Genomic DNA, 19,316 nt, shown 5'->3' with positions numbered 1-19,316 from the left:
TTGCCCAGGGTTGCCTTGGGCTTGCCCACGGGGCCAGCGGGAGGCTTGCCCAGGGTCAGGTGCGGCGCGAGAACCAGCGGCCGGTCTTCTGCGCGGGCACGGCCTGTTCCTGCTCTTGCTCTTGATGTGGGGGCTCGTCGGACCAGGGTTCCTGTACGTCGGTGACGACCCGCCGGTCGCAGTCCCCGCACAGAGTCGGGCGGGGCTCTGGAGTAACGCCCCAGCCGACGCGCTCGGTCGCCTTCCACCGTTCGTCGGTGAAGGTGGCTCCGCAATCGGTGCAGACAGGACGGCGCGCAGCACGCTGGAAGTCGTGCCGCTCCGCCCCGCCAGGCGCTGGCTCGCGGCGCTCCTGCGTGCCAACGTGGCCTCCACCGGCGGCCACGGCTCGCTGCTTGCAGGCGTCGCACAGGGCGGGGTGGGAGTCATTCGGGGTGTCCCAGTCCGTCGCCTGCGTTGCCTCCCAGCGTTCGTCGGTGAACTTCGTCCCGCAGCCGGTGCAGACGGGGCGGCGCGCCTCACGCTCGGCTGCCTTCGCCGCCGCCTTCTCCTGCGCCGCGCGCTGCACCTGCGCCTTGTACTCCGCCTGACGGACCCTGGCCTCGTCTTGCTCGCGGGCGTCGGCGGCATCGCGGCGCGGGTTGCCGATCGCCTCCAGGAGCGACTGCGGGTGATCGCGGCCGAAGCGGGCGAACACGGCGCCAGCCGGTCCGTGCTCGCGGAGATTGCGCAGTCCGACCGCGACGATCGGGATCCGCCGGTCGTAGAGGTGGTGGCCACCGCGCTGCCGCTCTCCCTCCCACAGGTGGCGGGTGAGCTCTTGCAGGCGCGGGATCGTCCGCTGCGGGTTGCGTTCGCCGAGGTGGTTGAACACCAGCAGCACGGGCGGGTGCGGCGCGTCGCCGTACCGGCCCTCGGGGGCGGTCCAGCGGGTGCGCCACATCGGGCGCTCCTTGCCGTCGGTGTCCTTCATCTTCCGGCGGAAGAACCGGGCGTACTTCTCCAGCTTGGCGGCGAGTTCCTCGGCGGTCTCGTGGCAGTTGTCGACCTCGATGAACAGCAGCGGCACCTGGTCCTGCGGTGCGGTGAGCACGAGGTCGGCCTGGGCGCCGCCCTTGCCGGGTGCGTTCCAGGTGCCGGTGGCGGGCAGCGGGACCTCGGTGAAGTACGAGGCGATCGTGCCGATCCCGGACGGCGTGTCGACGGCGGCCTGGGCGGCGGCCTGGACGTGCGGCGGGTCGTCGGCGAGCTTGGCCATGTTCGGCTTCGGGCGCAGCATCGCGATGACGGTCTCGTTGACGGCCATCGGGTGGGAGGCCCCGCTGGAGCCCGCGCCGCGTGCGGTGGAGCCCATCTCCGTCACCGGGCGCTGCAGCTCGTAGGAGGCGGCTTCCAGGCCCTTGGTGGTCAGGTTCCGCAGGGAGTCGCCCGTCTCGGTGGAGCCGCCGTTCTCCGACAGGCCGTGCTTGCGCATGTCGGAGAGCGCGCCGGTGTGCGAGGCGGTGCGGGCCTGCTTCTGCTTCGACGGAGTCTCCTTGTCGGCGTGCCGGAACGTCAGGTGCGGAGCGCCGATCCGCTGGATCTGATCAGCCGTGGCCACCTTCAGCGCCCCGAGCACGCGCAGCACATCGCCGCGGGAACTGTTCGTCGACCCCGCCGGGTTGGTCTTCCGCTTCCCCGCTATCAACTCTGCTCCCTCGTTGGCTCGCGACCGGTCGCTGGCCGACCGACGCTGCTGGCCGCGCCCGGCCTGAAAGGGCGTCCAACCCCCCGGAACCCGATGATCTCCTCCACTACTGACATCAGGAGTAGAGAAGAGGGTCGTGACGGTGCGGGTTTCGCGCCGATTCTGGGCCTGACCAGGGGATTTTCCCAGGCTCGGGGTGTCGGGCACCAAAGGGGGTTACAAAGGGGCCTCCCAAGGGGGGCCCACAGGAACTTGCGTGGGCTTGCCCAGCGCCGGTGAGGCCGGGCAAGCCCCGGGCGTCCTGACCCATCCCCATCCCGTGGAGCGGGGGAGAAATCTCCGGCCGCTGTCCACAGGCCCGCAGCTGAACCCTGTTGGAGACGTCGCCGTGGCCCCACACGGTGACCGTACGACAGGAGCCTTCGATGCACGAGAACATGCCGATCAACCGCGCGCTGACCCCGGCACAGGTACAGCTCGCCTTCGACTACGTGCTGGCAGTCGACGCGGGCGACGATGCCGCCGTGCACCGGCTCGCCGTCGAGGTCTTCCCCCACACCGGCCTGCTGGTGGCCATCGCAGAGGAGCTCGTCTTCCCGGTGACCGCGCTGCCCCACGAGATCGACGACATCAACGCCGACTCCTTCGTCCTGGACGAGCTCGGCGTCATCTTCCTCATGGCGATCCGGAGTGGGCCCACGCCTGCCCCGCCAGCGCGGCGCCGGCCATCGCGCACTGCATCGTGCACTTCGTCGCCCAGGTCTTCATCACCGAGCCGAAGGACGTCGTCCGCGCCCTGGAGGTGATACGCGATGGGCGCCTGGAGCTGGCCCGCGCGGTGCACACGGTCGGAGGGCACCGGTAGCCGCGCACCGGCTGCACCGAGTGGATGCCCACCCGGTGCAGCATCGGGTGGGCATCCACTCGGTGGCATCCACTCGATCCGACGGCATCCACTCGGTGGCGCCCACTCGGTGGCGCCCACCCGATGGCATCCACCCGATGGACATCCACCCGGTGCACGATGCGCGCCGCGGATGGCCGGCGGGTGTGAGTGGCGCGCATCGGGTGGGCCCGGTGCGGTGTTCCGGAGTGCCCAGGGCGGCGCGTTTCCCCTTGACACGGGCCTGTGTCAAGGGGAAACGCGGCAGGTGCACCGGGGTGGATGCTCGGCATCGTCCCGGCGATGTCGTGCATCGTCATCGCGGTGTCGTGCACTCCGGGACGATGCCGAGCATCCATGCGGAGAGTGCACGACATCGTCGGTGCGCACCACCTCACCGGGTGCGTGGCATCGGGTCCACTCAGTGGCCAGCCTCCCGGCCCCGGTGCGGTCCGGGCTCCTGCGGGCGGTCCGCCTGCTGATCGTCCCGGCGCACCGGAACCACTGCATCGGGGTCGTCCTGTTCGGCGTAGTGGATCGCGCGGGTGCGGGAGTCGCCGGCCGCCTTAGTGAACGCGTCCTGAAGGTGGCGCAGCCGCTCGGCAGTGAGATCGAGGGCCTCCACGTCCGTGCGGGACTCCCGGAGGGCCCGCAGCGCCGTCAGGTCTATCGCCTCTCGGGGTCCGGCCTCCGGCTCCTGGTCCTCGTCCTTGTCCTCGGGATCGGCGGCCGCGGCCGCGAGCAGCTGCTCGGGCATCGCCGCCTGCTGGTGCGCGACGACGTCGTACGCCCGGCCCCGCACGGCGGTGGCAGTGGCGGCGGTGCGCAGGTTCTCCCGGACAACCGCACCGGCGAGGACAGCGCGCTCGTACTGCAGCGGGATGCGCGGGATCTCCCACTCCCCCGCGTCCGGGCCCGGAGGCCGGGACACAGCCGGCTCGCCGGGATCGGCCGGGGGTTGCCGGTCCGGGTCGGGTGCGGGGGTGGGTGGGCGGGGCCGGGCGGGGAGGTCGGAGAGGGCCCAGCGTGCGGTGTAGAGGCGGTAGTCCGACAGCAGGCCGATCGTGGTCTTCGGCTCGCTGATGTCCAGGCAGTGGGTGGAGACGGCGGCGGCCACGATCGTCTCGTCCAGGCCCCGCTCGCGGCGGCGGCCGCGCAGGACCAGGGCGAGGTGGCGGCGGGCTTCGGCGAGCAGGTGCCGGCGGTGGAAGCGACCGCCGTCGTTCATCACGAACACCGTCGCGGCGACGTCGACGGCCGCCAACGCTATGTCGACCACGGCGGCGACCCGGGCCCGTATCGCGGCAGCCGCGGCGCGGGCGTACTCGAGGAGGGAGTTGATGACGTCGACGGCCACCCCGGAGGTCAGGATCGCGCTCGCCTTCCACCAGACGCGCAGCTGCGCGAGCGGCCGGGTCTGCTGCTTGGGCGGGCGGGTCTTGCGGGTGGCGATCTGGTTCAGCTTGGCGCGGGCCCGCTCGGAGACCACGGGCAGGAACTTCAGGGTGCCGTCGTCTTTGACGGCGGTGACGTACTCGTGCTCCAGGTCCTCCATGCAGGCGGCGATCTGGTCGCTGCGCCGGGCAGTCCAGCGGATCAGCTCGTGCGGCACCCCGGCGATCTCCATCACGGGCCGGCGCCCCGGGGTGACGGTGCGCGGCTCGGTAGCCAGCCCCAGTGCCTCGCAGACCTCGGCGGCCACGAGCTCGTTGTAGAGCGCGGAGGCGGCGACGGTGTTCTCGTGCAGGGCCAGAGTGTGGATCGACCCCCACTTTCCGTCCAGGCGCTGCCCCTTCACGGACAGCAGCAGATGGTCATGGAGCAAGGGCATCCCGGAGCGCGCCTCGTAGTGGCGGAAGCGCGCGGCGACCAGACCGCCGGGCGGGCGCACCCGGTAGATGCCGTCCTTGCCGTACCGGATCACCGCGACCTCGTCCTCGATCCACTCCAGCACCCGTGCGATCGCCCGCTCGTGCGCGGCCTCGATCACCTGCCGGGTCTCCTCATCCCCCAGCGCCCACAGGAGGTAGATCGTCGGCTGCGGCCGGAAGACGAAGTCGACACCGGTGACCATCACCCGGCGTCCGAGGGCGCCGGCCTTGAACGCCTTCTTCGGCGGGTCGCCCTTGGCGAGCAGGTCTGCTTCGATCCGGTCCGCGTACGGGTGTCGGCCCCGCTCGCCGAAGAGGTTCCGCAGCTGCACCTCGGTGACTTCCTCACCCGGCGCGAGTCCGAGCACGGCCAGGCCACGGCCCATCCAGCGACCGGCCGGGACGCCGGCCTGCTCCTGGGCCTCGCGCAGCGGCGTGCGCGCAGGGCGGCGGCCGTCGCCGACGACGGTCTGGCGGAGGTAGTAGCGGTACATCTGACCGGCCCGGACAACCCTGATATCCACTGTCATGGAAACCACGCCACACGGCTCTGACCTACAAGAAAAGACCGATCAGCGGAACGTCCCCCCAGGCGGGATCAGCGGCCGAACTATCTTCACCGGCGCCCGCCAGACGGGAAGCGGCCCCGGGCCTGAAGCAAATGTCATCACTCTCCGGCGGCGTACAGGTGCTGGTCGATCTGACGTAGAAGGGCCTGCACGATCAGGAGCGAGGACAGGGCGAACTCGACCCGGTACGCGGCGGTCGAAGCCTCATGTGCGGCGAGGTGCCGGTTGAACGTCTGTTCTCGATCCGTCTTGGCGAACGCCTTCATCATGCCGCTCACCATCAGGGCGGGGACGACCATCAGCATCTGCAGTTCGCCCCATGCTGGCAGCGCGGCATGGGCTTCCGTGAGCACCGTGTTGCTGCCGGGGTTCTTCCTGCGACTTGTGAATCGGGCCCAGGGGAAGGCAGCCCGCAGCCACGTGTGGCCGTGTCTGGCCATCGCGGTGTCGAGGATGTTCCCAAGCAGGGCTTGAGCCGGTCGGTAGTACCCGCCCCGCACGGAGTCAGCGGCGTCCCGGGCTAGCTCCACGAGGTCGAGCAGCTCGGGGTGATCGACCGCGTCGAGGCTCCCCAGCACGTCGTCCACAACGTCCAAACGGTGTTCCACGAGGTACTGCTGGCGCTCGGTTCGACCGGGCAGTGCGAGCAAACCTTCGATGTGTTCCGTGCGCGGTGCCCAGATCAGGCAGACACCGTCCTCCTCGCAGATGGCAAAGAGCTTCGCCCACTCAGCGGTACGCAGTGCCTGCAGGTTCTCCGGCAGCAGGTCCGTGACGCCGGCGGCGAACTTGCTGAAGGTGTCGAGGAGTCCTGAGGTTAGTAGGAGGCGGTTCCGCTCTCCGATCTGCGCCAGCACGCTCCGCCACGGGGCCGAGTCGAAAAGACCCGTTAGGGCGAGCGGCACCGGCTGGAACTGGACGAGGCTGGCCCGGAGGTGGTCGGAGAGCATCGGACGTGCCAGCGAGGGACCGAGGGCCTTGGCCGCTATGTCAGCGAAGGCGCGGTTCCGCTCTGCCTGGCTTCGGGTGATCCTGTCCAGGACGCTCTTGGGCAGCTCGAACGGGAGCGGTGCAGGCTTCACGAGCGCGGCGATACTCCCCTGGAAGCCGGCGACCGTCCCGGGCATGCTGCCCGAGTCGACCAGCCGGCGGATGGCCGCCTGGTCGCTGGCCAGGCCCCCGACGGCGCCCAGGCTGCGCTCCAACTGCGGAAGGATGCGGACGGTGCCGACAGCATTAGCGAACAGGCGCCCCAGATTTTGCTGCGGCACCAGGGATGTGCTCAGCTCGGCGATCTGGGCGCGGACCTGCGCGAGGGGGTCAAAGTTGCGGAGGATGTCCCCCAGCAGCAAATTCACCGCGACACTCTGGACGGGCCGTGGGTCCGCCGCTGTCAGGTCCGACTCATCGCGTGCTCTGCCCGGTTCGCTCACCTCATTCATGTGCTCAGGATGACGCCCCGCAATGACATTCGGCTTCCGGTTTTCGCCGCCGCCCCCAGCGCCGCATGGGGCCTCAAGGCTCCTTCGGGTGAATAGGCCGCTGTCAACAAACCGGTATTTAGCGGCGGCTCAACACAGACGGGACCATCGGGCTGCCTCCTACTGGCGCCGCGCCGCGAGCTTCTTCGCTGTCTCAGCAGCCTCGCGGGCCCGCCCAACGTTCGGCCTCCCTCGCGTTCCGGCACGAAGGGGAGAATCCGCCTCATGCTTCGCAAGCACCGCATCAACACGCTGCTGGATGCGGTCAGCCGCTTCCGGGTGCTGCGCAATGTACGACCGGTACATGCCTGTGGAGAGCCTCATCTCCAAGAGCGCGGTCCGTTCGGTGTCGTCGAGGCGCAGGATGTTGGGCGGGAGGGGGCGACCTTGCGACTCTTCGAGGTGAAGGGCCGGCGCGAGAGGTAGGCCGAAGGTGCGGTCCGTGAGCATGTCGACGAGGTGGTCGGCGTGGTGGCGGGTGTCAGAAAAGTCGATTTCGAGGACCCACCTGACGGGCCCGAACCCGTCATACCCCAGTACGGGCAGTCCCTTGTAGCCGGTGACAACCTGGGCAGGGGACACGCGGTGGAAGAGCGGGATGCGACGTAGCAGCCCGCTGGTGTACCGGGCTCCCGCCTGCATCTGTCGGGCCCACTCCCCAGAGTTCCAGCGGGCCTCGAACGCCAGCTCTGGGCGGCTCCAGGCGTAGGCCCTCCTCCAGAGGGGTTGCCAACCCGCGGCATGGGTGCTGTCCAGGACGCTGCGTTCCGCGCGCTGCCAGGTGGCGGGCGGTAGGCCGGTGAGCCACAACGACGTCTGTTGGCCTGCCACGTGGAGCTCGATGCCCCGCTTAGTGCACTTCGCGACGCGCAGGCCCAGCAGGCCGCTTACCTCCTCTCCTACTTCGTCGCAGGCGGGCAGGAAGTGACCCAGGATGTCCTGCCCGCGCTCCTCGCTCTCCACCTCGAGCTCAAGGGAGTCTGGAAGCGGGTGCACGCGTCGAATACCGAAGGTGTACTCGGTGAACCGGTGGTGGCACTTGAGCAGCTCATCGAAGACGGCTGCTTCAAAGTGCCTCTGTTCCCGGCCCTGAGCGGGCGGGATCGGCTCTTGGTCCGGCCGCAGGCCGGAGCGGGCCCTGCCGAAGGACTCGTTCGTGTAACAGCAACGACGTTCGGCGGTCCGGCTCAGAAGGTTGCGCATGGGAGGGTCCCTATCCCGTACCGGCGGCCCTCGGCACGGCGTTCGGATGCCGTTCCCGTTCTCGGACTGATGCTTTGTCGTGGAGTCGTAGCTGAGCTCGTCCGCCTTCTGCTTCGGACACCAGCTGGGCCGCGATGCCTGAGAAAGCACGGCCCTCCACTGGCCGTAGGGGGCAGCTTATCTATCCGCCGGGCAACGACGGCGAAGCCCTGCTCACGTGTCGGTCGGAATGTCGTCGTCCACGACCACGGAACGACCTAGTAAAGTTCGCCTACATGAGCATCCCAACCCAGAACGGCGGGCGAGAGAAACTAATTACCTCGCTCACTCCCCAGCTGCGCAGACTCCTGAAGATCCGAGCCTTCGAGCACGGCATGGACATCCAGGACGCCACCGAGCACGCCATCAAGGCGTGGTACCTGACCCCCGATCCGCCCGAGGTCGACACCGCCAAAGCCAAGACGTGGGGAACCTTCCTGCCACCAGGTGAACCGGAGAACTTCAAGTCGGTCTGCGGGGAGCGCGGGGTCACCTACGTGCAGGGGCTTGCCCAGGCGGTGACGTTGTGGCTGGAACACCATCCCTCCCCCAGCGCTCCCCTCCACGCCCAGCCGGTGGCCCGAGTAATAGTCGCCAACCAGAAGGGCGGCGTCGGAAAGACGTTCATCTCGTCCGGTATGGCGCAGGCCCTGGCCGAGGCCGGCAGGCGCGTCCTCCTCGTCGACTACGACCCGCAGGGCCATCTCACAGCCGAGCTCGGCTTCGAGGACGTGATGTACGAGGACGACGTCGAGACGCTCCTCATGCACATGGAGGGCAGCGCGAAGGGCGACATCCGCGAGCTGCTAGTCGCGCTGGACCAGAAGCGGTTTGGTGAGCGGCTCCATCTGCTGCCGGCTTCGGACGACGCGTTCCTCCGCGACGTGTCCCTCTCGAAGGTCTCGTTCAGCGAGGCCGCTCTCGAGCGGGCGCTGGAGCCACTGGAGGAGGACTACGACGTCATCATCATCGACGGCCCGCCCAGCCTCGGTCTGAACATGGACACCGCGCTGTACTACGTGCGGCGCCGCGACGGTGAGCTCGCTGACCGGTCCGGTCTCATCACGCCGGTCTGGGCCAACAAGGCTTCCCACAGGGCCTTCAAGCTGCTGCGGGCCCAGAAGGAAGACCTCTGTCGCAAGGGTCGTATCCAGATCGACTACCTCGGACTCGTCGTCAACGCGTACGACAGCCGGCGCGGCAAGCTGGTCAAGGAGAACAAGGACCAGTGGGAGCGGAGTACGTCCCCGGCGGTCCTCGCCGTCATCGGCGACCTCAAGGAAGGCCGGGAGGCGGCAGACGGGGAGATCCCGCTGCTTGAGTACGCCCCCGACAGCGAACACGCTCAGGCGATGCGCGATCTGGCGAAGGAGCTCGCCGTATGACCACCAGCCCCCAGCGAATCACCCGCGGCTTCGACATCAACGACGACGGCTCGGAGAGCAAGCCGTCCCCGCGTCGTGTGCGAACCCGGGCGCAGATCATGGCCGGAGAGGGGAAGCGGCCGCCGGCAGCGGTGGCGTTGTCCGTTCTGGCGCACAACCCGTTCAACCCGCGCGACGAGCTCACCGACATCGAGGAGACCGCCGCATCACTGCGGGAACGCGGTCAGCTCCAGCCGGTAGCTGTCGTGCGTACGGTGGCTTTCCTCGCCGTCCACGCGGACCAGGCCGAAGCTATCGGCGAAGCTGAGTACGTCGTAGTTGATGGCAACAGGCGCCTGGCCGCCGCGCACGCAGCCGGCCTGGCCGAGCTCCGCATCGACGTCAACGACGCCCTCGCCGCCAGTGCGGCCGACATCCTCGAATCGGCCCTGATCGCCAACGTCCATCGTGTGGATGTTCCTCCGCTGGACCAGGCGAAGGCCATCCAAGAGCTGCTTGGTGTGCACGGAACTCAGTCGGCCGTGGCCAAGCGGCTCGGGAAGACCCCTGGCTGGGTATCCCAGCGGCTCGCTCTCCTCAAGCTTCCGGAAGACCTCCAGGAGAAGGTTGAGTCTGGCGAGCTCCGCGTTCATGAAGGTCGTCGCATCGGCGGGCTTCCGGCCGAACAGCAGCGCACCGAGGCCGAAACTTCCATGAAAGCCGCGAAGGCCCCAGCAAAGCCCCGCATCCGACGGGACCGCAAAGACCCCGCAACGCCAGCGCCTTCGGTGGTACTGCCCGGCCAGCCGTCCGGAGAGCAGGGAGCCCCCGCCGCTCCGCCTGCGGATGTTTACACGGTAAAGACCACTACGGAGCCCTCCGAGATTCCCGCCCTCCCGTGGACGGACCCCCAGTGGTTCAACCAGCAACTCCGAGCGCACATGTCAGCTGAACACCGCGAGGAGCTCACATTGCTGCTCATGGGTGACGCCTGACGGCGGGCTGTGACTCCCGTTTACCGTGTAAACGTCGCAAGCAGTGTCGCTCGGCGTTACCTCTGCGCTTCGGGATCGGAGCCATGCAGGTTTACACGGTAAACATCTGGTCGATATCTCCCGCTTGGCGGGACAACGCCTCGCCCAACCTGCTGTTGGCCCAGAAACACCAAAAGCCCTGCCCCGGCACGTGCCGGGGCAGGGCTTTTGGTGTTTCTGGGTTGCGCTTCAGGTCACCCGCTCGACGGGCTGCATGGTGCCTTCGTCGCCCTTGCTGGTCGTGATCTCGTACAGGGTGGTACTCATGCGCTCACCTCTGCGATGGCGGCAGCCAAGAGCGTGGTGACGTCGGTGTCGTACGGGTCGGTGTACTTCTCGTGGTCGCCGAAGTCGAACGGCACGCTCGCCACGGTGACGGTGAACCCGGGCACGGCCGTGGTCTCCTGGCCCTGCAGCTCGGTGTTGAGGCGATCGGCGTCACGGGAGGCGAGCCCGGTCTGGCTGTATGGGCCGAGGCGGAGCACGGTGAAGCCGGATCCGCCGGTCTGCCGTGCTTCGACGTTGACCCCGTAGTAGGCCGGGAGCATGCCGACGTCGTCGGGGAGGTCGAGGCCCGCCGCGGCGTGTGAGAGCGCGGTGTAGGCCGACTGCCAGAGGCCGAGGATCGTGGCGGTCTCGCAGCGGAGCCAGCCCTTACGGGTGTAGCGCCGGATGTAGGCCGAGGCGTGCGGGGTGTCGGGGTGGACCAGGGCGACGGCGATCAGGTCGGGTCCGTGGTCGTCGCCCGGCCGGGTGTGCGCCCGTTCGATGTGGGCGCCGACCCGGACGGCGACGTCCTGGGCGCAGCCGGGTGTCCGGGGTGCGGGGGTGCGCAGGGCGGCGAGCATCGCGCGGAACGCGTCGACGACGGCCTGGTCCTCGGGGGTGAGGACGGTGCCGGGGGTGGTGGCGCAGCGTCGGAACAGGCGACGGATCATCGGAGGTTCTCCTGCTCGGGGTGGGCGGTGGAGACGAGGGCGAGGGCTGCGGTCACGGTGTCGGTGAGGGTGGTGCGGACCGGTACGCCGTGGCGGCGGGCGACGTAGATGAGGTAGCGGTTGCGCTCGGGGTTGGGGCAGTCGGGCGGGCAGCCCAGCACCGCCCGGCCCGTCCCGACGTCGAGGCCGAACTCGACGTTGGTGGTCATGGCCGGCAGCGTCTTCAGGTCGCGGGGGATCCAGAAGAGGATCGCGCTCGCTGCGGCGCGGGCGTCGGTCTCCCATTCGACCTGGGTCTCGTAGCGGTCTGCGCGGTCGCCGTTGCGGGACTCGGGGCTCAGGACGGTCAGCGGCCGGGGGCCGGTCCACTGCTCGGCGAGCGCCCGCAGGGCGTCGGGCCTCCAGGACGGGACGGGGTTGCTCTTGTCCGGGGTGGGGCCGGCGAGGAAGACAGACGGCCCGGCCGGGATGGGCTCACGGGCCATGACCAGGGTGGTGGGGCCGTTCACGACGTGGCTCCGTTCTGCGCGGCGGCGCGGGCCGCGTGCTGCGGGGTCCAGGGCAGGGGCAGGCCGTCGCCGGCCTCGCGGGGAACCACGTGGACGTGAAGGTGGCGAACGGACTGAGTCGCCGCTTCGCCCTTCGACGTGATCAGGTTCGCGGCCGGGAGCTCGGCCATCAGCTCGGCGGCCCGGCGCATCACAGCGCCGGTCACCTCCGGGTCGGTGCCGGCGTCCTGGACGTGGACGCGCGGCAGGACGAAGACATGCCCGCCGTTCACGCCGCCGCTGCGCGGGCGGATCGCGAGGGCGTCGGGCCACTCTCGGACGATGACGGCCGGGGCCTCCCCGGCGGCGATGGCACAGAAAACGCAGGTCTTCATGGCGGACTCCTTGGTCCGGTCGACGGTCACGGGTGAGGAGCGGACGGGAACGGCGAAGCGCCGCGCGCGGCCGGGAAGGTCGTGCGCGGCGCTCCGTGTGTGCTGCGTCAGGGGGTGGGGATCACGGCCGCGTTGATGATGTCGGCGTGGTCGAACGCCAGATCCGGCAGGTCGGTCAGCGGCCACCAGCGGGCGTTGCGGGCATCGTCCCCGGCGGTGACCGGGGTGCCGTCGGGGACGACGACCATGTAGGCGAAGGTGGTGTAGCGGCCGCGCGGGTCGCGACCGAGCTGGTCCCAGACGCCGATCTGGTGCAGGTCACCGACATTCACGTGGAGGCCGGTCTCTTCGGCCAACTCGCGGGCGCCGGCCACGTGGGGCGCTTCCGCCTCGTCCAAATGTCCGCCCGGCAGGGGCCAAGCCCCTTCGAAAGGGGGCCAGCCGCGCTCGATGAGCAGGACGTTGCCACCGGGGGTCAGGGCGACCACGTCGGCGGTGTAGCGGATGGTCTCGGGCTCGGTCTCGGTCATGTTCACCTCTCGGTTGGGCGGGCTATCGGGTGGTGGTGCCGGTGACCACGAGGAACTGGTCGGTGGTCAGATCCATCACGACGTGGGCGTCGATGCCCTGGGCGCGCTGGGCTGCGGCGTAGTCGTCGGCGGGCCAGGAGCCGCGGGGGTGGCCGGCGGGGAAGCGCTCCAGGACGGTGCGCGGCACGGTGGCGGTCGTCATCGCGTCTCACCGCCGTCCTCGTACGCGCCGATCAGGTCGAGGATCGCGTCGGGGCTGGCGGCCTCGCCGACCCAGGTCCCGTCCACTGCTGAGTAGTAATGCCGACTCGTTCGACCAGCTTCGAGGATGGGGCTGGGACAAAGAAGTTTCCGCCCACTACGTGGCGGGTGCGATCGTAAAGCACGAGAGCTCGTTCAACTTGGATGGATCATGGGTACGAAACAGCAAGGGTGAGCCAGTCTGGGCATTCCAGGGGGGCGGTGGCATCGGAATGGAGGCAGGTGCCGAGACCGGCATCAACTACACCTGGGGGTGCTCCATAAACCTCGGCTGTAGCTGAGCGTGACACCCTGGGCCGGGGCGAGCCCACCTGCCCCGGCCCAGGGTCTACCGGATTAGATATCGAAACTGGACGAGAAGATACAACGAGAAAGAGATGATAGTGATGGTGAAGGTCATCCCCCTACTCCTGGGCATAGGCCTGCTCCTCTTCGGGTTGGCTATGGTTCGAAACCATCGCGGTTTCGCGGACCGAATGCTGGCTTCGCCAATCAATTTGGCGCCGGATGACGAGCGAAGCACCTGGATATTTCGGGCGGTGGGGTATTGGTGCGTTTTCCTTGGCGTCTTCGGAACCCTCTTCGGCTTGACATTCTTGGTCTTTTCCTAATGGGGATCTTTGCGGGAGTCTTCTTCCTCGCCTTTGGGTCAGCATGCCTCGGAGCAGGCTTGATTTTCGCCCGCAGGCGGAGAGGATCCCTACTTAAAGGCATAGTTGGCACCCTTTGGGTTGCAATAGGGGTCATAGGGATCCTATTCGGGATTCTCAGACTTTTCTGAAATGAAGCTATAAAAATCAGCACCGGGAAGCGCTTATTGAAATAACACTGGAATGCGCACTCCTGTCAGCGGCGGGCTTAATCCTCTATGGTTCCGATGGCAGGGATTCCCAGAGTCGGAGGTTCGACGGTGATATTTCTGGTTGTTGGAATCACCCTCATCCTGTTCGGCGCATGCTTGGCGGCGAACGTTGGTGACCTCGCTGGTCGGATCTTAGAGTTCTTCGCCTCGTTCATGGGTGCCGGCAGGGCTACAGTTGGCACGTTTAGAGTCTTCGGCATCTTTGGTGTTTTTGTCGGCGCAATCTGGGCATCAGGATATTCGTATGAACCGAAACTGCGATAAATGGACTGCGCGAGTCGGCCTTCAATCGACACACTCGCCGAAGGGCCGCGATCTCACCGGGGAGTCGCGGTCCTTCGGTAGCCTGCACTCGAGTCGCACGTCCGCAGTAACACGAGAGCCCTTTTCCTGGCTGGCCTGGGACCGGCCCACGCGGGTGGCCATCCATACTCTTGCTTAACCGAGTCCGCAGTCAAGGGATCCACTACGTGGCAGGCATAGTGTTCAGGAGACTTGTCCAGGGGATCGACTCCCTGGTAAATCTGCAGTGGCAGTACATCTGCGGCGCCATCCTGGGGGCGTTCATGTATGCCATATTCGGACTCTCGCAGGGCGACTCTGCAGCATCAATAGCATTTCTGGCGATCGCAGGATCTGCCGTCGGAGTCATCGCTGTGGCGACAATCCGATACCTGGGTTCGCCCGACAGGCAACGGAATCTGTAATTCGATGCTTTCACGTCGACGCCGCACAATCGGCTGATTCTCATCGTGCGCGTCCCACGATGCTTGTTTGAGCCCTCGTCAGCCCGCTGGCGAGGGCTCAGCGCGAGGTCGAACCGCACCGTTCCGCCAAGCCCACCACAAGCCGTGTTCGCGCGCTTGGGGCACCCGGCTGTGAACCGTCGGACCCGGCGTAGGTGCGCTCGGACTGACTAACTACAGGAAGGAAGGGGCGTGGAGATGCTTCAGCATATGATCGCAGCTGAGACCTCAACTGAAGGCAAGATTTTCCTGGGCTTCGTAGGGTTGACGTTGTGGCTGGTAGGGGCCACTTTCCTTTCCAGAATGCACAAAGTCGCTGACGTTGCGAGTGGGATACTCGAAAAGACAAACCAACCCGCAGACGGGTTTCGCGCGACTCGCGGTCACGTGATCACATTCGGAGTGGCCTTCATTGTCGCCGGAACACTCTGCGTGACACTCTCGCTCTCCATGCTCTTCAAGTGACAGCATCGCCGCCCCGGCGACCCTGCGGTGTCACGTCGCGCCATTACGCCTCCCCCCGGAACTGCACAATAGGTGGACACCTGTCCGATTTCAGAGATGCCTGCCGAGGAATTCGATGCATCGGAAAGTACTCATGGACAATCAGTTGGGAGAGTTGGAGGTGCGCGAGTGTTGTTTACAATTGCCGGAATAGCCCTCATCCTGCTCGGTGTAGGATTGCTGTGCAATGCAGGTAATCTCGCTGGCCGGATCTACGCCTTTTTTTCTTCATTCATGAATTCAGGGAGGGCGACGGTCGAAACATTCAGGCTCATCGGGGTTTTCAGCATCCTCGTCGGATCCATTTGGGCTACTGGAGCCTTCTCCGGAATGTGACTCGAAAATCACGAGAAGCTTTTCGGTTGCCTGCGGGGAGCAGCGACTACTACGGCTAAGGCGCGGTCGGTGGACACCCACCAAAACGGCCAAACCCGACCTCGCCGCGGTCCGCCTTCAAACCGGCCTGCCATGGCGGCGGCCCTGACCAGACACGGTCGGGGCCATGCTCGCGGGCAGGGTCAGTTTCCCGCGAGCAGGTGTTCCTGCCGGACTGCCGGTGCGCCGGAGCGGAGCCCGGACAGCGCGAGCCGTCATCAGAAGCCCGCAATTCCGTGAACCAGCCTGGCCGCCTCGGCTCTTGCACGCCGCCACTTGCTGCACGAGTTCGATCCCCCCTGGCCAGGCCACGCACATTGGGGGCTGAGGGCGCTACTGGGCAGGTCCGGTGAGCTTCTCCTCGAGCTTCTGGCAGAACACTGCGATGCGAGGCTCGATCGAGGGGCTCACGGCGACGAGGCTGCGGAGGGCGATGATCAGCAGGCTCACCTGACCAGTCGGTTCAGAGGCGTCTAGAAAGTGGGAGAGGCGCTGCTCGGCTTGGTCCCACTGCTCCCAAAGGCAGTAGGTCAGGACGAGGATGTCTGCTTCGAAAGCATCACGTTGCCCCGCGGCACGAGAACCCAGAAGTTGCACTACGCGTCTGAGGTGGTGGTCGCCGTCAGGGTCGCCGAGCGCGGCCATGGCGACGGCCGCCTCGTAGTGGGCCCATGGGTCATCGGCGTCGAGCTCGATGGATCGGGTGAGGTCGGCGAGTGCTTCGGGGTAGTGGCCGAGCAGACGATGCGCGACACCGCGGGCGGCGAGGGTGGAGGCATCAGTGGGGCGGAGTTCGGCTGCGAGGCCGTAGTCGGTCAAGGCTTCCTCGTACGCTCCCAATGTGCGGTGGCAATCGCCTCTCCTTCGGAGAGCCCAGCTGTTGCTCGGGCTGATCAGGCAGTATCGGTCGAAGTCGGCGAGAGCGTGTTCGAACCGGCCGGCATGGGCCCAGGCCATCCCTCGCAGGTGGAAGGCCCATGGGAGGTTGGTGTCGTGTGAGATGGCCTGATTGAAGTCGGCAAGGGCTTCGTCGTGCCGCCCTATCGACTGGAGGGTGCTGCCACGGCCGGTGAGGGCCCAGGCGGACCCGGGGTCGAGCTCGAGGGCGCGGGTGTAGTCAGCCAGGGCTCCCTCGTGCTGTCCGGAGGCTCGGTAGGCCTCGGCCCTGAGCGTGAGGGCCCAGGCACTGTCTGGGCTCAGCTCAGCTACCCGCGTGAAGTCGGCCACGGCTTCCTCGTACCGGTCCAGTCGGCGATAAGCGAGACCACGGCTGGTGAAAGCCCCGGCGAGCCCCGGATCAAGTTCGATGGCCCGGCCGAAATCTTCGAAGGCTTCCGCGTAACGCTCCAACGCCGCGTAGGTCCCACCCCGATTCGCCAAAGTCCGGGCCTCATCTTCGGGAGCGGTCGTGAGGTGGCGAGTGAATTGTTCCAAGGCCTCCTCGTAGCGGCCGAGCGCATGGTAGATGCCGGCCCGTGCAGTGGCTGCCCCTTGATGATCCGGAGCGGTCTCCAACACTCGATCGACATCTGCCAGAGCCTCCTCGTATCTTTCAGCCACGCGGTACAAAGTTGCCCGGTTGAACAAGCTCATCGCATCGCTTGGGTCGAGTTCCAGGGCCCGGGTATAGTCGCCGATCGCCGACGCGTAGTTCCCGGTGAGGTGTTGGGTCAGAGCCCGCCCGTACCAGGCGCGCTCGGCCAGCGGGTTCAGGGTGATGGCCTGGGTGTAGTCGGCCAGGGCCCGATCATGGTCCCCGGCGACCTGATGGTCACGGACCCGGAGGGTAAGAGCCCATGCTCGGCCAACGGGCTCGAGGCCGGGGCGAGCCAGAAGCAGGGTCAGGGCGGCGATGCCCGGGGCAGCCTCATCCAGGGCCGCGCGTAGTTCTTCAGCCCACCTGGTCAGCTCTGATGAATCCGCGTCGAAGCCCGCCTCGGTCAGTGCTACAGCCCACCGGCGCAGGCTGTTGATCCCGTGGTCGTAGGCATCGATGAGTTCGCGCAGCGCGGCCGGGAGGGCGGCGCGGGAACCGGCGCAGAGCCGGTGGTAGGTCTCCTCCAGCCGGAGACCGCGCCAGGTCTCATCCGACCACCACCCAGCACTGGGGACTGTCGCTTCCTCGAGGTGCTCGCGGCGGTGGCGGAAGGCATCAGCCAGCCGTGTATGGAGCTGCGCCCAGCGGACCGGCGACTGCCTGCGCTGCAGGCGCAGCATCGCTCCGCGCACCACCTCGTGATAGCGGCAGTGACCTGAGCGATCGGTAACGAAGGGCATCGACCGTAGCCATCCGAACAGTTCGGCGGCTTCCTCCTCGACCGTCACCCGGTATACGTCCTCATCCAGCTCCCGTGGGAACGCACAGGCCAGGGCGGCGGCCCGCCGGGCGAGGTCGGGCTCCCACTTCAGGAACCGCTCGACGGCGGTACCGCTGGGGTCCCCGATCTCCTCCACCGTTCCCGGCTGCGTCTCGGCCAGGGTGGAGACCAGCACCGGCAGCCGGCCTGAGAGGCGCAGGATCACCTCCACTACCCGCTCGTCGGTGATCCCCTTGCCGGTAAGGAGGCGACGCGCCTCGGTCTCCGTGAAGACCGCCAGCGGCCAGTCGGTGACCAGGTCGTGCCAGTCCTCCCAGGTACGGGCGGCGAGCCGGGACTGACCAGCGAGGGTGATCAGTACGTTCGCGGGGAGTTCTCCGTACCGTTCGGTGCCCAGAACGTCGCGCAGCCACGCATCGAGCATCGGACCGGTGCGCTCGTAGGTGTCGAAGAACAGCACGACCCAAGGGTGCTGACGTGCCACCTCGGTGAGTTCCTTGAGAAACACCGGTGTCAGCGCGTCAAGGGGCGACAGGACCAGCTCTACGTCCCCGTAGTTGCGTAGCCGTGTGCTGAGCAGGGCCTTGAGACGGTCCGCTCCGGCGGCTACCTGGTTCGGGTTCATGGCGCCGGTGAAGACGCCGACTCCGGGGATCAGGCCGAGTCCGGCCAGACCCAGCTGCGAGGCCATCACACTGGACGGGGTGGGTGCCGCGGACGAGGCGGCACCCACCGTCGGATCCGAGGCTGCCACGGCTGCGGCCAATCCCGCGTCGGCCTCGTGTCGGCGCTGACGATAAGTGGACAGCAGACGGTCGAAGCCCCTCAGCGCCACGCCCTGCTGATCGAATTGCGCGCTGATGACCTCCATCGTCTCCACTACGTCCGCGACGGACTCGTCCACGTACGCGGTGACGGCGCCGGCCTCGCGGGCGATGGCTTCCAGTTGCCGCACCAGGGTCGACTTGCCAACCCCGCCCGGGCCCCGCACATGGAAGAGAAACTGAGCCGCCTCCTCCGGGGACTGTCTGAGTGCGTCGCGGAACGCGCCGACCTCGCCCTGCCGCCCGACGAACCCGACAGACCGCCGTCGCCGAATCAGTTCCTGCCTTGAAGGCCCCCGCCCCGCCATCTGCCAGACCCTTCAGTACGCCACCGCTGTATGGACAGCCATGCTGTCGCATGGAGGCGGATGCCGTCCGGCGAGCCGAGCAATCCCGCCCAAGAAAGGAATGTTGGCCATGGCGCACTTCAACCTGACGTAATCGCCGTCTCGGGCCGGACCAAGGAGTGGCATCGCGCAGCGCTCGACCCCTCGGTCCACCGTCGAGGAGCACGCGTGGCGATGTCGCTGCTCGTGACCTCCTGGGCGAGCTCACCTGCGCAGGTTCGGCCGGTTCCGCTTGATCATGGAGTGGGGGTCGCGACGCCGATGCCTGCGACGGCCAGGCGGGTCCGCAGGCGTTCGATGTAGGTATCGAAAGGTGCCCTTGCACGAGAAGGTCGCCCGCGGGTTCTGGATCCGCCGCCGCTGCCCCCTCTGCGACGCGAAGGGCGGCCAGGACTGCACCGACCCGGGTGAGGCGGGCGGCACCGTAGTCCGGCGTGAGCACGGTCATGATGAGCGGATCGCGCCGATCCTCAAGGAGGGGAGGCGGCCACCGCGGCCAAGAAGGCCCGGCGGCCGGAAGACGAACGAACCGAACGGGGGACCGCGAGCAAGGTGCCCTACTACCGGCTGATGAAGATCTCCTGCCCGGTGTGCCAC

15 protein-coding genes are annotated in these 19,316 nt (G+C 67.5%); 5 read left to right on the top strand and 10 right to left on the bottom strand.

The annotated features are described in order from the left end of the window. Positions 1-55 precede the first annotated feature (55 nt). Positions 56-1,687, bottom strand: a complete 1,632-nt coding sequence (locus ACZ6S8_RS34390; RefSeq protein WP_469461667.1) for a replication-relaxation family protein — start codon at positions 1,685-1,687, stop codon at positions 56-58. Between the two features lie 425 nt (positions 1,688-2,112). On the opposite strand from ACZ6S8_RS34390, the gene ACZ6S8_RS34385 reads away from it, so the two are divergent. Beyond that, positions 2,113-2,493 (top strand): hypothetical protein, encoded by a 381-nt coding sequence (locus ACZ6S8_RS34385; RefSeq protein ID WP_469461665.1) that lies wholly within the window; start codon positions 2,113-2,115, stop codon positions 2,491-2,493. A 498-nt stretch (positions 2,494-2,991) separates the two neighbouring features. Here ACZ6S8_RS34385 and mobF read toward each other — a convergent pair whose 3' ends face one another. The 3 genes from mobF to ACZ6S8_RS34370 all read right to left on the bottom strand — a co-directional run bounded on the left by mobF (position 2,992) and on the right by ACZ6S8_RS34370 (position 7,694). Then, the gene (gene mobF / locus ACZ6S8_RS34380; protein WP_469461663.1) at positions 2,992-4,971 is read right to left on the bottom strand and encodes a MobF family relaxase; all 1,980 of its coding nucleotides are present in this window, start codon (positions 4,969-4,971) and stop codon (positions 2,992-2,994) included. Positions 4,972-5,108: 137 nt separating this feature from the next. Then, positions 5,109-6,452: a hypothetical protein gene (locus ACZ6S8_RS34375; RefSeq protein WP_469461660.1), complete on the bottom strand. Its 1,344-nt coding sequence runs from the start codon at positions 6,450-6,452 to the stop codon at positions 5,109-5,111. Between the two features lie 159 nt (positions 6,453-6,611). Continuing rightward, a complete protein-coding gene (locus ACZ6S8_RS34370; protein ID WP_469461659.1) occupies positions 6,612-7,694 on the bottom strand; it encodes a hypothetical protein in 1,083 nt (360 codons plus the stop codon). Between the two features lie 275 nt (positions 7,695-7,969). Between ACZ6S8_RS34370 and ACZ6S8_RS34365 the strand changes: the two genes are divergently transcribed. Together ACZ6S8_RS34365 and ACZ6S8_RS34360 are read left to right on the top strand one after the other, a co-directional pair. Continuing rightward, positions 7,970-9,118 carry a ParA family protein gene (locus ACZ6S8_RS34365; RefSeq protein ID WP_469461657.1) on the top strand — a complete coding sequence of 383 codons (1,149 nt, stop codon included), beginning with the start codon at positions 7,970-7,972 and terminating at the stop codon, positions 9,116-9,118. Continuing rightward, a complete protein-coding gene (locus ACZ6S8_RS34360; RefSeq protein ID WP_469461656.1) occupies positions 9,115-10,092 on the top strand; it encodes a ParB/RepB/Spo0J family partition protein in 978 nt (325 codons plus the stop codon). Before ACZ6S8_RS34365 ends, ACZ6S8_RS34360 begins: the two co-directional genes overlap by 4 nt. Positions 10,093-10,394: 302 nt before the next feature. On the opposite strand, the gene ACZ6S8_RS34355 is transcribed toward ACZ6S8_RS34360, so the two are convergent. From ACZ6S8_RS34355 to ACZ6S8_RS34335, 5 genes are all read right to left on the bottom strand, one after another. Then, on the bottom strand, positions 10,395-11,069 hold the full coding sequence (locus ACZ6S8_RS34355) for a hypothetical protein (protein WP_469461655.1): 675 nt from the start codon (positions 11,067-11,069) through the stop codon (positions 10,395-10,397). Further along, positions 11,066-11,578: a nucleoside 2-deoxyribosyltransferase domain-containing protein gene (locus tag ACZ6S8_RS34350; protein WP_469461654.1), complete on the bottom strand. Its 513-nt coding sequence runs from the start codon at positions 11,576-11,578 to the stop codon at positions 11,066-11,068. The genes ACZ6S8_RS34355 and ACZ6S8_RS34350 overlap by 4 nt, the downstream gene beginning before the upstream one ends. Further along, on the bottom strand, positions 11,575-11,952 hold the full coding sequence (locus ACZ6S8_RS34345) for an HIT family protein (protein WP_469461652.1): 378 nt from the start codon (positions 11,950-11,952) through the stop codon (positions 11,575-11,577). The genes ACZ6S8_RS34350 and ACZ6S8_RS34345 overlap by 4 nt, the downstream gene beginning before the upstream one ends. A 107-nt stretch (positions 11,953-12,059) precedes the next feature. Continuing rightward, positions 12,060-12,482 (bottom strand): NUDIX domain-containing protein, encoded by a 423-nt coding sequence (locus tag ACZ6S8_RS34340; RefSeq protein ID WP_469461651.1) that lies wholly within the window; start codon positions 12,480-12,482, stop codon positions 12,060-12,062. Positions 12,483-12,504: 22 nt separating this feature from the next. Next, on the bottom strand, positions 12,505-12,684 hold the full coding sequence (locus tag ACZ6S8_RS34335) for a hypothetical protein (RefSeq protein ID WP_469461649.1): 180 nt from the start codon (positions 12,682-12,684) through the stop codon (positions 12,505-12,507). A gap of 1,859 nt (positions 12,685-14,543) precedes the next feature. Between ACZ6S8_RS34335 and ACZ6S8_RS34330 the strand changes: the two genes are divergently transcribed. Together ACZ6S8_RS34330 and ACZ6S8_RS34325 are read left to right on the top strand one after the other, a co-directional pair. Continuing rightward, positions 14,544-14,816: a hypothetical protein gene (locus ACZ6S8_RS34330; RefSeq protein ID WP_469461648.1), complete on the top strand. Its 273-nt coding sequence runs from the start codon at positions 14,544-14,546 to the stop codon at positions 14,814-14,816. Between the two features lie 96 nt (positions 14,817-14,912). Continuing rightward, positions 14,913-15,191, top strand: coding sequence for a hypothetical protein (locus ACZ6S8_RS34325; RefSeq protein ID WP_469461646.1), 279 nt, complete (start codon positions 14,913-14,915; stop codon positions 15,189-15,191). Between the two features lie 372 nt (positions 15,192-15,563). Here the strand turns inward: ACZ6S8_RS34325 and ACZ6S8_RS34320 are convergent, their stop codons facing one another. Continuing rightward, positions 15,564-18,503 (bottom strand): tetratricopeptide repeat protein, encoded by a 2,940-nt coding sequence (locus ACZ6S8_RS34320; RefSeq protein WP_469461644.1) that lies wholly within the window; start codon positions 18,501-18,503, stop codon positions 15,564-15,566. Positions 18,504-19,316 lie beyond the last annotated feature (813 nt).

The organism is Streptomyces sp. NPDC048461 (assembly GCF_055587105.1).
The sequence above is the reverse complement of the archived record's forward strand: the minus strand, read 5'-3'. Positions and strand labels throughout refer to the sequence as shown.

Bases quoted from the DNA above. Each gene is read 5' to 3' on its own strand.
- ACZ6S8_RS34340 (WP_469461651.1), bottom strand. From the start codon at position 12,482: ATGACCGAGACCGAGCCCGAGACCATCCGCTACACCGCCGACGTGGTC.
- ACZ6S8_RS34370 (WP_469461659.1), bottom strand. From the start codon at position 7,694: ATGCGCAACCTTCTGAGCCGGACCGCCGAACGTCGTTGCTGTTACACG.
- ACZ6S8_RS34335 (WP_469461649.1), bottom strand. From the start codon at position 12,684: ATGACGACCGCCACCGTGCCGCGCACCGTCCTGGAGCGCTTCCCCGCC.
- ACZ6S8_RS34325 (WP_469461646.1), top strand. From the start codon at position 14,913: ATGCCTGCCGAGGAATTCGATGCATCGGAAAGTACTCATGGACAATCA.
- mobF (WP_469461663.1), bottom strand. From the start codon at position 4,971: ATGACAGTGGATATCAGGGTTGTCCGGGCCGGTCAGATGTACCGCTAC.
- ACZ6S8_RS34345 (WP_469461652.1), bottom strand. From the start codon at position 11,952: ATGAAGACCTGCGTTTTCTGTGCCATCGCCGCCGGGGAGGCCCCGGCC.
- ACZ6S8_RS34375 (WP_469461660.1), bottom strand. From the start codon at position 6,452: ATGAATGAGGTGAGCGAACCGGGCAGAGCACGCGATGAGTCGGACCTG.
- ACZ6S8_RS34355 (WP_469461655.1), bottom strand. From the start codon at position 11,069: ATGATCCGTCGCCTGTTCCGACGCTGCGCCACCACCCCCGGCACCGTC.
- ACZ6S8_RS34365 (WP_469461657.1), top strand. From the start codon at position 7,970: ATGAGCATCCCAACCCAGAACGGCGGGCGAGAGAAACTAATTACCTCG.
- ACZ6S8_RS34385 (WP_469461665.1), top strand. From the start codon at position 2,113: ATGCACGAGAACATGCCGATCAACCGCGCGCTGACCCCGGCACAGGTA.
- ACZ6S8_RS34360 (WP_469461656.1), top strand. From the start codon at position 9,115: ATGACCACCAGCCCCCAGCGAATCACCCGCGGCTTCGACATCAACGAC.